This is a genomic window from Yersinia proxima, from assembly GCF_902170785.1.
Lineage (GTDB): Bacteria > Pseudomonadota > Gammaproteobacteria > Enterobacterales > Enterobacteriaceae > Yersinia > Yersinia proxima.
Window position 1 is genome coordinate 209,570 of the sequence record NZ_CABHYG010000014.1, and the last position, 13,683, is coordinate 223,252.

The following is a 13,683-nucleotide window of genomic DNA, read 5'->3' on the forward strand; positions in this document are numbered from 1 at the left end:
TACCCTCAAAAGGGGGCAACTACTCATCCAATGTTCTCCGCAAAAATCATTCATTCCGATACTCCCTCACTTCTGTTGGCTGCTTATTTTTTATTCATTCTCATCGCTAATCATTTTGAGTTAATTGCCCGGTTGATTTGACTAAATTCCTATTGTTGCTTCCGCTTGAAGCGTTTCAGTTCTTAATTTCGCGTTTAGGGTGCAATCCAGTGCAACTAATAATTTCCATATTGTTATGAGGGTGTTATTTTCCGCGCAAGCACGGATAAAAAAGAAGTGTCACTCAATCATTACAGAGAGCAAAGCGACAGGCTGCCGTGAATTACTCAAAAAGGACATGGTTATGAAAGTTTCAGTATTTAAAAGTCTTTATTTTCAGGTGTTAACGGCGATTACCTTGGGTGTTTTGTTGGGGCATTTCTACCCGGAGCTCGGCGCTCAAATGAAACCTCTGGGTGATGGATTTGTTAAACTAATTAAAATGATTATCGCACCCGTAATTTTCTGTACCGTCGTGACCGGTATCGCGGGGATGGAAAGTATGAAAGCGGTGGGCCGCACCGGTGCCATTGCGCTGCTCTATTTTGAGATTGTCAGTACCATTGCACTGCTGATTGGCTTGGTGATTGTTAACGTGGTGCAACCCGGTGCTGGTATGAATATCGATCCGGCGACACTGGATGCCAAGGCGGTTGCACTTTATGCTGAACAAGCCTCGCAGCAAGGGATTATACCCTTCTTGCTGGATATCATTCCTGGCAGCGTAGTGGGTGCCTTTGCCAGCGGCAATATTCTGCAAGTTTTGCTGTTTGCTGTTCTGTTCGGTTTCGCTCTGCATCGTCTGGGTGAAAAAGGTCAGCTTATCTTTAATGTTATCGAGAGTTTCTCCCGCGTTATCTTCGGTATTATCAATATGATTATGCGCCTGGCACCTATCGGGGCTTTCGGTGCAATGGCCTTTACTATTGGTAAATACGGTGTGGGCAGCCTGGTGCAACTGGGTCAGTTGATTATCTGCTTCTATATAACTTGCGTGTTGTTTGTGGTGGTAGTGCTCGGTTCTATTGCGAAATTCAATGGCTTTAACATCTTCAAATTTATCCGTTATATAAAAGAAGAGTTGTTGATCGTGTTAGGGACATCATCTTCAGAGTCTGTACTACCGCGCATGCTGGATAAGATGGAGAAAGCGGGGTGTAAGAAGTCTGTGGTGGGCTTGGTTATCCCGACCGGTTACTCGTTTAACCTGGACGGAACCTCTATTTACCTGACGATGGCGGCGGTATTTATTGCTCAGGCTACCAATACCCATATGGATGTGATTCATCAGGTGACCTTATTGGTGGTGCTGTTGCTCTCCTCAAAAGGTGCAGCAGGGGTCACAGGCAGCGGCTTTATCGTGTTGGCGGCCACCATCTCTGCGGTTGGGCATTTACCATTGGCAGGTTTGGCGCTGATTCTGGGTATCGACCGCTTTATGTCAGAAGCCCGTGCGCTGACTAATCTGGTGGGAAATGGGGTTGCAACCATTGTTGTCGCGAAATGGTGCAACCAGCTGGATAACGACCAACTGCAAGCGGTGTTATCAAATAAAACCTTGCCTAATGGTGAGATAAAAAACAGCACATCTGCTTGATTCGGCCAGAATAAAACGTTAAGTCAGTTGTTTATTCAATTCACTACCGGTGGCTAACATTGCCACCGGTAGCACTCCGTGATAACCCCCGCGATGCCATTTCTTGTGTTAATTACCATTTAGATACTATTTTTTACTCTTATGAGTGACATCCACAAAAGCATGCGGTCTAACAGAATGGTACACTCCAGCGTTCCGCTCTCACTGTGACAATTTGCATGAAAACACGCATGGTTCACGTAAGGATTGCATTGTTTTAAAATTGGATAGTTTATTAAGTAGGGGTTCACATGCAGGGCACCAGAATTCGTCTCATAGTTGGTGGATTATTGTTGGCTGCCGCCAGCAGTAATGTGCAGGCTGAAGCACTACAACCCGATCCTGCCTGGCAGCAGGGAAAATTAGAAAACGGGTTTTCATGGCAGTTGCTAGCGACACCGCAGCGCCCTAGCGACCGGATCGAGTTACGTCTGGTGGTTAAAACTGGCTCATTATCAGAGAGCACACAACAAGTTGGCTATGCCCATCTGTTACCGCATCTGGCATTAATGAGCAGCGCGAGTTTTACTCCTGCCCAGCTTCAGTCCCTATGGCAACAAGGGGTCGATAACGATCGTCCATTGCCACCGGCTATTACATCTTATGATTTCACCTTATACAGTTTGAGTTTGCCCAATAACCGCCCCGATTTGATGAAAGAAGCCTTGGCGTGGTTATCTGATACCAGTGGCAAGCTGGCCATCAGTGAACAGACTGTCAATGCAGCGCTGAATAGTGCAACCGATCCTATTGCCACATTCCCGCAAAATATTCAGGATCCTTGGTGGCGCTACCGTCTTAAAGGTTCTTCTCTGATGGGGCATGATCCCGGTCAGGCAGTGGCAAAACCAGTAGATATCGAGAAGCTGAAACAGTTTTATCAGCAATGGTATACCCCGGATGCCATGACATTGTACGTAGTGGGTAATGTCGATAGCCGCAGTATTGCTGCCCAAATTGGCAAAACATTCTCTGAGTTGAAAGGAAAGCGCACTACGCCAGCACCCGTTGCAATGTTAGCGCCACTGCCACCAGAACCGGTGAGCCTGATGAGCGAGCAGGCGGCACAAGATACCTTATCTCTGATGTGGGATACCCCTTGGCATCCGATTCAGGACTCCGTCGCGTTAAGCCGCTACTGGCGCAGTGATTTAGCCCGTGAAGCACTCTTCTGGCATGTTCAACAAGTGTTGGAAAAAAGTGATCAGAAGAACCTGAAGCTGGGCTTTGATTGCCGGGTGCAATATCAGCGTGCTCAATGTGCGATTCACCTGAATACATCAACTGAAAATCTGACGCCGGGTATGAGTTTTGTGGCGCGCGAACTGGCTAGCTTACGTGCGAATGGCCTGAGTCAGGCAGAGTTTGATGCCTTGATGGTGCAGAAAAACGATCAACTCAGTAAGTTGTTTGCTACTTATGCTCGGACAGATACTGATATTTTGATGAGTCAGCGTCTGCGTTCACAGCAAAGTGGTGTGGTGGATATTGCGCCAGAACAATATCAGAAGCTACGGCAGGCATTTTTGTCAGGGCTGACGTTGGCGGAGCTAAATCAGGAGTTGAAGCAGCAATTATCGCAAGATACTACGCTGATTCTGACCCAGCCCAAAGGTGAGCCAGAAGTGAATGTGAAAGCGCTGCAAGATGCCTATAACGCGATTATGACGCCACACACGGTGGTGCCAGAAGATGCGGCTCCAACAGTGGCTTCTGCGGAGGTAGCACCCGCGACACCAACAACAGCTCAGTAAGTAAAATATTGAGTGAATCGTAATGAATAAGCCCGGACACTATTGTTCGGGCTTCAGTGATCGAAGGGTTTAACGCACCTAGGGGCACTCCGGCGACTTACGTCGCTACGACCCCAACGGCACGCTTCCCCTTCTTCATTCTGATTTCTGGCGAGAAATATTATCAATCACACTGCAGGCATGGCTGCCAGTGGGATGATGGCACCACGATACTGAATCACGGTGCTGGCGGTTAAATGCCCACGCACGGCGGCGTCATGTGCGCTACCACCGGTTAGGCGAACAGCCAAATAACCGGCACTGAAGGAGTCCCCAGCTGCGGTGGTATCGACCACTTTTTCTTTCGGCAGTTTAACTGCTGGCACATCATACTGATGAGCTTCAAAGCCCTCTTTCACCCAGACGATGCAGGAATCTGCGCCGCGCTTAATAATAATTTCGCTTACACCTAAATTCTGGGTGCGTTCGATGACCTGCTCCAGTGGCTTCTCGCCCCACAGCATGTCTTCATCATCCAGTGTCAGGAAGGCGATATCCGTGCAAGCCAACATGTCGCGGTAGGCTTGTTGCGTCTCTTCCTTGCTCTGCCACAGGCGAGGGCGGTAGTTGTTATCAAAGATAACTTTGCCACCGTTAGCACGGCAGGCACGCAGCAATTTCAGTAAACGCTGGCGGGAAGCACTGTCGAGAATCGCCAGGCTGATGCCACTAAGATACAGATAATCAAACTTTTCCAGACGTTGGCAGATTTCATCTGCCGCCGGGCTGGTGAGCCAGAAACGTGCGGCAGCATCATTGCGCCAATAGTAGAAAGTGCGCTCACCGGTGCTGTCTGTTTCGATAAAGTACAGCCCTGGCAATTTATCATCCATACGCTGAATGAGGTCGGTATGAATGTTTTCCTGCTGCCAGGCTGCCAACATCTCGTTACTGAAACTGTCCGTACCCAGTGCCGTGACGTAATGGACATTCAATTCCTGTTTTGGCACCTGACGGGCAACATACACCGCCGTATTCAGCGTATCACCGCCAAAGCCCCGGCTAAGGTCTGTACCTTTTTGTGACAGTTCAATCATGCATTCGCCGATAACGGCAATATTTTTGCTGGTCATGGAAAGCTGGCCTGTGAGTCAATGAGGGAAATAAGGGTTAGTCTCACTGCTGGCTTGGTTAGAGTCAATAGTATTAAAACGACGTTTTAAATTTTTTATGATGTAGGTCGGGAAACCGACAAGTTTCCCGCAGTTCTGAACACAATTATGATGACTTTCGCAGGTCGGTCACGCTGTGGCCGCCAATTCCCCAGTTATCGGTATCCACTTCATCAATCACAACCACGGTCGTCGCCGGGTTTTTACCCAAAGTATCGACTAACAGTTGGGTTACTCCGGCGATCAGCTGTTTTTTCTGCTCCGCCGTCGCGCCTTCGCGAGTAATTTTAATATTGACATAAGGCATGTTCATCTCCAGTAAGGCATCATTGAGTTAAGTAATATAGATGGCTTAAATGTGCCGCGCCAGCCTGGCGAGGCCTGTAATCTGGCTGGAAATAATAATCTGTCATGCTGCGATATAAAGTTCTGTTCGTCCGAGTCGATAACATCTCCAGAAGGAAAACTGTTTATCACAGGGTGGCTCAAACTGACGGCGATACCCATTGCCTTGACGGTCTGGTGCCCTAAAACATGGCGACTAAACTGATGATGACCAATAAAGTATCAGGTTTACTTGCGCCATCCTTTGCCGCCATTGATCGTAATAAAGGACAGAGCTTCTGGCGGCAATGTCAGCGTCGGTACACTTTTCAACCTATCTATCGTACCTCCGGTGCGCTGCTGGCTATCGAGCTGCTTACGGCAGTTTTTCACCCCTCATCACCGGATACTCGTCTGAATCCGGAAGATTACTTCAGTGCAATCAGTATCAGCGCCCGTTTGAATGTGGTGCTGGAGCAGTTGAATATGGTTAAACAATGGCATGCGATATTTGTGCATCACTCGGTGTTAGTCTCGATTAACATTGATGGTCAGGCTTTGATGGCGATGCAGGACGACTTGCAGGCTAAGGTGTTAATCGATGCCATGCCTTACATTCGCTTTGAATTGCTCGAGCATGTCGATACCTCTCTTGATACCCCCTTTGCACGTATTGCTGAAGCAGACCGCCTATGGTTGGATGATTTCGGTAGCGGGCTGGCAAATTTCACTTCATTCATTAGCTGGCGCTATGAGTACATCAAAGTTGCCAGAGACCTGTTTATCGTACTGCAAGAAAGTGATGTCGGAAACCAACTGTTTTTCAAATTGGTGACCCTGATGGGTAGCTATAGCAAAGGCGTGATTGTTGAAGGGGTGGAAACCTCACAAGAATGGGCGATGGTGCAGCAGTCTGATGCCATTGCCGCACAAGGATATTATCTCTCCCGACCTACGTCATTTGATCGTTTACAGACCCTCCCTATGCTGTTTTGTGGCTAATATTTTGGGTCAATAAATCAGCACCTCTTTCCTCCATCCCGCCCAGTCGCTTCATTCTCGACTATGGTTAAAGTACTTTTTACGTTCTTAACATCATGAGTACTGGCATGGAGCTGTTATGACCAAAACTGGAAAAGTGCTGACAGGCATTGTCGGGGTTATCCTGCTGCTACTGGCAGCAGCCATCGTGTTTATTAAGACTTTCGACTGGAATCGTCTAAAACCAACCATCAATGAAAAAGTCTCGACCGAGCTGCAACGGCCTTTCGCTATTCGCGGCAATCTGGGTGTGGACTGGTCACGTAAAGGTGATGAGCCAGGTTGGCGCGGTTGGGTGCCGTGGCCGCATATCCACGCTGAGGATTTAGTGCTGGGCAACCCGCCCGATTTAGCCGGCGATAACGCCGTTGGTAAGAACGATAACGCCGTTGGTAAAAACAATACCGCCGAAGGCAAAACAGAATCTACCGCATTCCCTACTGGCGAGATGGTCACCCTGAAACGGGTTGATGCCAGTATTGCGCCGTTGGCGTTGCTGGCGAAAGAAGTCTGGATACCGCGCATCTGGCTGACACAACCGGATGCCAACCTGCTGCGCCTGGCGGATGGTAAGAATAACTGGACATTTAACCTGGCGAATAGCCCGGCCGGGGATAAGAGTAGCGCGTCTGATTGGTCGGTAAATATTGATGATATCGTATTTGACCGCGGTCAGATAAACTTGAAAGACGCGGTGCTAAAAGCAGACTTGCAGGCGGTGATTGACCCGCTGGGTAAGCCGCTGCCATTTGCTGAGGTGACCGGTGCCCGTAACGAGAAAAAAGCCACTGAAAAAGCGCAGAACAACGCCCCGGACTTTGTGTTTGGCTGGAAGATTGACGGCAAGTATCAAGGGCAGCCTTTAACTGGCAGTGGCAAGATCGGCGGGATGTTGTCGATGAGTGATGCCAGCATTCCCTTCCCATTACAGGCAGATGTCCGCTCTGGTTCCACTCGGGTGGCGGTGGCGGGTACATTAACCGATCCTGCCAATTTGGCAGGGCTGGATCTGCAATTGAAATTCTCCGGTGCCAGTTTGGATAACCTCTATCCGCTGATTGGTGTGTTATTGCCAGCCACTCCCCCATTTAATACCGATGGACGCTTAATCGCGAGCCTCAAACAGGCTGGAGGGGCAGTTTATCGTTATGAAAATTTTAATGGCAAAATCGGCGATAGCGATATTCATGGTGACCTGACTTACACCAATAGCCAGCCGCGCCCGAAATTAGTCGGCAACATGTCGTCAGATAAATTACGTTTTACTGATTTGGCCCCTTTGATTGGGGCGGATTCCAATCAGGAAAAAGCCAATCGTGGCGAGCGCAGCCGACAACCGAGCAATAAGGTACTGCCGACTGAAAAATTTGATACCAAAAGCTGGGGAGTGATGGATGCCGATGTTACCTATGCGGCTAAACGTATAGATCGGGATAAATCATTACCGCTGACCGACCTCTCCACTCATGTGGTATTGAATAACGGTGAGTTGCTGCTCGACCCGCTGCGATTCGGTATGGCCAGGGGGAATCTCAATGCAACTCTACGCCTGAATGGCAACAAAGACCCTATGCAGAGTAAAGTTGATTTGCATGCCCGTCGCCTACAACTGAAAGAGCTGTTGCCGCAGGTACAGGCAATGCGCAACAGCTTGGGACAGTTGAATGGCGATGCATCATTTACTGCGACCGGTAACTCAGTTGCTGCGCTGTTGGCAACCAGTAATGGTAACCTGCGCTTATTACTGAATCAGGGGCTTATCAGCCGTAGCTTAATGGAATTACTCGGCCTGAATGTGGGTAACTATCTGGTGGCGAAGCTGTTTGGTGATGATGAGGTCAAAATTAACTGCGCAGTGGCGGATATTCAGTTGCGCAATGGCCTGGCGACACCGCGCTTATTTGTTATTGATACCGAAAATGCCATTATCAACATTACTGGTAATATCAATTTTGCTACCGAACGGCTGGATTTATCTATTGATCCGGAAAGCAAAGGGCTGCGAATTCTGACTCTACGTTCTCGGCTGTATGTGAAAGGCACATTTAAACGGCCTGATGCCGGGGTCAAAGCCGGGCCTTTACTGGCCCGTGGTGCGGTTGCTGCGGTATTAGGTGTGGCACTCACACCTGCCGCTGCATTGCTGGCACTGATTTCCCCAAGTGAAGCGGAAGAAAATCAGTGCACGCCGCTGCTGCAAAAAATGAAGCAGAAAAAATAACGGGTTAATGTATCGGTGGTTGGGGGAGCAGTTGGCAACTGTGGTCTTGCAACTCCTCCACCGATGCACGATGCAACTTTGTCAGGCTCGCTTTACTGGCGAGCAGTAAGAATTGCCCATCCGGTAATGCTGTCATGGCTAAACCATAACGCCCCATTTCATCTTTCGCGCCCGGCACTTCATCGGCTAACAAACGAAATGCCCCTGATTGCTGCAATTCAGCTGCTGTAGTGCGCCGAGCTAAATAATCGTGCCCCAATAAACCGCCGGGTAAGGGCTGCCATTGCTGATGGAAATCAGCTTCTTGTGCAGCCAGAGCTATTTTGACTGCTGGCTTGAGACACGAAATATGAATGTGTAGTTGATCCTGACTGCGGCCATATTTTGAATTGATAGCTAGCGAGATATCCGCGTCATCAATGGGTGCACCATATTTATCCGCCATAAAGTGGCGAGCTTGCCAGGCATCAAAGAAATAGTTGGGGCTGCTGGCGGTTAATAACTGTGGGCTTTCTATGCCGCTGATTTTGGCGGTCGGCATCAACAAATACTGTAATGGCCCATTCTTATCTTTAAACACCACGAAACCCGCTTGTGTATCGACCTCTACACAGGGTTGCGGGTGATGTTCCTGTTCCATATACGGAATACATTGCTGGCTAACAATTTTCCACAGCGCATCGGCATGGCTGAAGCGCAATTGATAGACCAGCAAGGCCGTTAGCATAACAACGGCGAGTAGTATCAGTAATTTTATATTGCGAGACATGGGTGATCCTCCATGATCAGGGATTACTCTGTGGTGTTATTGCCGCTTGTCTGAGGCAAGGTTCCATCCTCGGCATAGCGGGCGGTGGCTATCCAGGCGGCACAGAATAAGGTCAAACGAGCGAAAAAGTAGAAAAAGGCCATTAAACCAATCACGGAACCAAAAGCCGCTCCAGATGGAGAGCTGGCAAGGCGCGGTAGCATCATGGTCATGATGAATTTGATGATTTCAAAACCGATTGCAGCAATCAGGGTGCCGCGCAGCAGTGCTTTTTTCTTCGGCTTATGTCGTGGCAGAATCCAGAATATCCATAAAAATAATAGATAATTAGCGGCAATAGAGATTGATAAAGCAATGAGTGTCATGACCGGCCGCAACCACTCGATTCCTCCAAGCCCTAATGCATCAACAATCGCAGATTGTGCCGCACCGGCGATGGATGTCAGTGAAAGGGTAATGATCAGCGCGATAACTAACCCGGTGAGTGAAACAAAATCACGCGCATAGCGGTAATAGAACTTTTCCTGATCCTGCGGATTGCGCTCCCAAACATCTCGTGACTGGGCGCGAATGGCTTCGCGTAAATTTCCCATCCAACTGATACCGGAATAAAGTGCAATCGCCAAACCGGTTAATCCCACGGTTGTACGCTGCTGGATAGCGGTATTTACAGTGTTTTTCAGGGTGGCCGCTAAACTTGGGTCACTGATAGTGTTAACAATTTTGTTAATTAATTCAGCCAATAAGTCAGGATTGGATGCCAGCACAAAACCCACGGCGGCAAAAGAAACCATCAAAATAGGAATAAGTGATAAAAATGAAAAATAAGTAATAGCGGCTCCAAACTGACTGCCCAGCCGATCATTGAAACGATCTGTGGCACGGATAATATGGGCAATTGCGGGGTAAGTTTTCACACGACCACTTATCCGTGTCATAAAGGAAATCGCTTTTTTGCCAGTTTCAATCCCAGCGGCCAGCGGGGCTTGGTTGTCTCGCGGTGCGTTCGGCATAATTCTCCTCGAATACAGTTATCCATGCCTTATGCAGATGATTCTTCTACAAAATATGACATAAAACAGCGGCTAATCTGTTGATAATAGCAGAGTCGACGTCTATCACAACCGTAGTGAATAAATTCCAGCATCTTGGCATATTGAAATTCACATCAATTATATTTTTAATTCAACCATCTTAACCTGTTGATTAAATCCTGTATTTATATTCTGTAGGAAATGACCTACATATTACGGCATGTAATCTCATATTAAATGTATTTTTTACTGCATATATTACTAATTAGGGGGGGTTAATTTTCCGTTTAAATTAAATCTGACCAACTAATATAAGTATTGCCAATAAAACAAGATCTAATAAATAAGTTAAAAACTTTCTCTATTTGACATTTTTTTGTAAAAACCAGGTTGTTTATATGAACATAAATAATATAACTCACTTATCCTGTTTTCGTAAAAGTTTGCTGGCAAGTTTACTCATTCCTCTTTTTAGTCCGATTTATAGCTGGGCGGCACAAACAATAAGTGTCATGGACGGCACTTCTGTTCCTATTTCAGGTGAATATGGTTCTGACGGCGACTATCAGGTTGCCGTGGCTGTTCAAGGTCTGGATAGTGCTGTCTCGGGGAGCGATGACCTTACCATCGATACTACGGGGCGCGGTGCAAATGGCGTCAATGTCACCAATGGCGGCTCACTCTATCTGGACGGTTCCGCCATTAAGTCTCAAGGTGTGGTTGCCTATGGTATTAACAATAATAAAGGTTCGGTGACATTCTCGGGTGGGACGATTACTACCTTAGGCCAGCAGAGTCATGGTGTTAATTCTATTGGCCTGGGAAGTCGCACAGATATTAATGGCACTGAAATAACCACCCAGGGAAACTCAGCTTACGGTATTTCAGGAACGAGTGGTGCGGCACTAATAGTAAATAATACAACACTTAATACTAGTGGTGGCGGTGGCTATGGTATTTATTTGAGTGATCCTGGTAGTACATTAACTGGCACTAATAATGTAATTAATAATTCCGGAGTGGGTGGCGGCACCGGAATTTATATTGCTTATGGCGGCTTAAATGCAACTCTGGATGATACCACAATTAATATGACCAACGGCTACGCCGGGGTGAGTGTTGGCCGGGATTCGACTATTACCATGGATGGCTTGACGGCCACGGGTAATATGAATCAGGTTCTTGATATTACCGGTTCGGCTACAGTCAGCAATGCCACTATTGATTTGGCTTCTGGCGCAGTATTACGGGCTATGGGTAACAGTTCCATCAATAAAGCAGTCATTATATTAAATAATATCAATGCGATATCTCATAGCGGCAACGCGACGATGGTTAACGTTAATATGAATGCTGACGTCACCATTAATGGCGGCTCCTACCATTCCAAAGGCACTTATGCCATGGGAATTTGGGTGCCGGATACGACGTCATCGGTGAAAGTAAATAATGCCGAGTTCATTACCGAAGGAGATGGTGCCACTGCTATCGAAAACCGGGGCACGGCAACTGTTGATAGTACAGTCGTGAGAACGAATGGTAATAGTTCTCACGGTATTTATTCAGAATCAATTTTTAATGCCACCAATATGAGCATATCCACAGCCGGTGTCGGCAGTATAGGGGGGACTGCTGCCCGGGGCGGTAATCTGAATCTTGATGGTGCGACCATCAATACCAGCGGCGACTCCGGAATGGTATTGGGAACTTTCTCCAGCTCATCCATCAATGCCAAAAATATTGCTGGCACCTCTACTGGTGCCAGTGCCTATGCTTTGTGGTTACAAACACGAAGCACCATTTTGCTGACAGACAGCCAAATTACTACCACTGGAGCTAATGCGGGTGGGATCTATACCACCAGTTCGACGGCAGACTATAGCCAGGTCGTGTTAGATAATACTCGAGTGGTGAGTGAGCAGGGGGCGGGGGTTCGAGCTTACGGTGCCAGCATTAATATTGATGTGAAAAATGGTTCACAACTGAGCGGCGGCAACGGGGTGTTGGTGAATGCCTCGACCAATATAGGTACTGTGTCTGCCCCACTAAATCTTGTTAGCCATGTCAATCTGAATGCTGATAACAATGCTGTTTTGGTTGGGGATGTTCAGGCGGATGCAAACAACAATGTAAATTTGACGCTCAAAAATAACTCCATCTGGAGTGGTGCGGCGCGTAATGCCAACAGTATTGATATTGATACCAGCAGTATTTGGAATTTGACGGGTGATGCTGATGTCGCATCACTAAATGCTTTAGGGCAGATAAACTTTACTCAAGTGGCCAGTAATACTCATGCCCGCATGCCTTATGGCTTCAGTACCTTAACGGTAAATGGCAATTTAACTGGCAACAGCACGCTGACCTTTAATGCGCAATTGGATGATGACAGTTCACCTGCGGATAAATTGCATGTGTTAGGTGACACGACAGGCAATCATACTGTTCAGGTGATTAATCAGGGGGGGCTGGGATCGTTAACCACCGGGGCCGGTATTAATTTGATCACTGTTGATGGGGACAGTAGCAGTAGCCGTTTTGCAATGAACGGTTCTGTAGTAGCGGGGGCTTATGAGTACTTCTTGTATCAGCTTGATGCACATAACTGGAACTTACAATCTAACTTGGCTCCAGTTATTCCTGTTGCGCCAATTGTGCCGATAGATCCAGCAGACCCAGTTGCTCCGGTATATCCTGTTCTTCCCGGTAACCCGATCGCCCCGGTGACACCTGTTACCGCTTATCGCAGTGAAGTGCCGGGATATATTGCCGCGCCGTGGTTAAATGCATTCTATGGTTTTACCACTTTAGGTAGTTTGCACGAACGCCGCGGTTCAGTTGAAGGTGCAGCCAATGGTTTTAATCAGGATTCCTGGGGCCGGATTAGCGGGCAGCATAATAAGTTTGATGCGGGTCGTTTTAGCTATGACTCAGATATCTGGTTCGCTCAATTGGGTCATGATTTCTATCAAGCTGAAAACTCTGCCGGAACACAGGCGACAGCGGGCGTGATGATAACACTGGGTAAACAGGAAACTGACACGCAAGATAAGGCGCGGGCTGTGCGTCCAGAACTATCGGTAAATACGGGTAAGATTAAGACTGATGCTTATGGTCTGGGCGGTTATTACACCTTAATGACGCCACAAGGTGGCTATATCGACCTCGTCGGGCAAGGGACGTTATACCGCAATAATTATCAAAGCCAACATGATGCTAAACAGAATGGCTATGGTGTGGCGCTATCTGCCGAAGTGGGGCAGGCGTACGCTATTGCAGGAAGTTGGAAAGTGGAGCCTCAGGGACAACTGAAATACCAATATCTGAATCTAAACAGTTTCAGCGACGAAATCTCGGGAGTGAGCGGTACTGCTTATTCTGTTGGACAGGCCCGCGCTGGGATGCGTGTCTTTAGTGAGACAACCAAACAGCAGACCATCAAACCTTATTTCTCTGCTGATGTGGTGTATCAACTTGGCCAGAATCCACAGGTGACAGTTGATACAGCCAGTTTCCGTCCTGAATTCAGTAAAACATACTGGCAAAGTGGCGCTGGTGTGACTGCTAAAGTGAATAGCAATGTTGATATTTATGCAGATGCTAAATATCAGCGCGCTTTTAACAGTAATATGGATGGTTATGCGGGTAATATTGGTGTGAAGATCAGCTTCTGATTCATCATGTTGCAGTATGAATTTCAGGCCAGGGCTTAGC

General features: G+C 47.6%; 9 protein-coding genes. 5 read left to right on the top strand and 4 right to left on the bottom strand.

Annotated elements, in window-relative coordinates:
• The first annotated feature begins 343 nt into the window (after nt 1–343).
• Nucleotides 344–1,636: a dicarboxylate/amino acid:cation symporter gene (locus FTB31_RS12665; RefSeq protein ID WP_050076652.1), complete on the top strand. Its 1,293-nt coding sequence runs from the start codon at nt 344–346 to the stop codon at nt 1,634–1,636.
• Nucleotides 1,637–1,926: 290 nt separating this feature from the next.
• Entirely contained in the window at nt 1,927–3,429 is a 1,503-nt protein-coding gene (locus tag FTB31_RS12670; protein ID WP_077175024.1) for a M16 family metallopeptidase, read from the top strand.
• 167 nt (nt 3,430–3,596) lie between these two features.
• Here FTB31_RS12670 and kdgK read toward each other — a convergent pair whose 3' ends face one another.
• Both kdgK and FTB31_RS12680 read right to left on the bottom strand, forming a co-directional pair.
• Nucleotides 3,597–4,541: a 2-dehydro-3-deoxygluconokinase gene (gene kdgK / locus FTB31_RS12675; protein WP_077175023.1), complete on the bottom strand. Its 945-nt coding sequence runs from the start codon at nt 4,539–4,541 to the stop codon at nt 3,597–3,599.
• A gap of 145 nt (nt 4,542–4,686) precedes the next feature.
• On the bottom strand, nt 4,687–4,887 hold the full coding sequence (locus tag FTB31_RS12680; protein ID WP_004388926.1) for a 2-hydroxymuconate tautomerase family protein: 201 nt from the start codon (nt 4,885–4,887) through the stop codon (nt 4,687–4,689).
• A 227-nt stretch (nt 4,888–5,114) separates the two neighbouring features.
• On the opposite strand from FTB31_RS12680, the gene pdeH reads away from it, so the two are divergent.
• Together pdeH and FTB31_RS12690 are read left to right on the top strand one after the other, a co-directional pair.
• Nucleotides 5,115–5,906: a cyclic-guanylate-specific phosphodiesterase gene (gene pdeH / locus FTB31_RS12685; protein ID WP_013650597.1), complete on the top strand. Its 792-nt coding sequence runs from the start codon at nt 5,115–5,117 to the stop codon at nt 5,904–5,906.
• A 118-nt stretch (nt 5,907–6,024) separates the two neighbouring features.
• Nucleotides 6,025–8,166, top strand: a complete 2,142-nt coding sequence (locus FTB31_RS12690) for an AsmA family protein (RefSeq protein WP_227731432.1) — start codon at nt 6,025–6,027, stop codon at nt 8,164–8,166.
• Between the two features lie 4 nt (nt 8,167–8,170).
• Here the strand turns inward: FTB31_RS12690 and FTB31_RS12695 are convergent, their stop codons facing one another.
• On the bottom strand, nt 8,171–8,935 hold the full coding sequence (locus tag FTB31_RS12695; protein ID WP_077175021.1) for a CDP-diacylglycerol diphosphatase: 765 nt from the start codon (nt 8,933–8,935) through the stop codon (nt 8,171–8,173).
• A gap of 23 nt (nt 8,936–8,958) precedes the next feature.
• Nucleotides 8,959–9,948: an inner membrane protein YhjD gene (gene yhjD / locus FTB31_RS12700; RefSeq protein WP_077175020.1), complete on the bottom strand. Its 990-nt coding sequence runs from the start codon at nt 9,946–9,948 to the stop codon at nt 8,959–8,961.
• Nucleotides 9,949–10,367: 419 nt separating this feature from the next.
• On the opposite strand from yhjD, the gene FTB31_RS12705 reads away from it, so the two are divergent.
• Entirely contained in the window at nt 10,368–13,643 is a 3,276-nt protein-coding gene (locus FTB31_RS12705; protein WP_227731433.1) for an autotransporter outer membrane beta-barrel domain-containing protein, read from the top strand.
• Nucleotides 13,644–13,683: the final 40 nt, after the last annotated feature.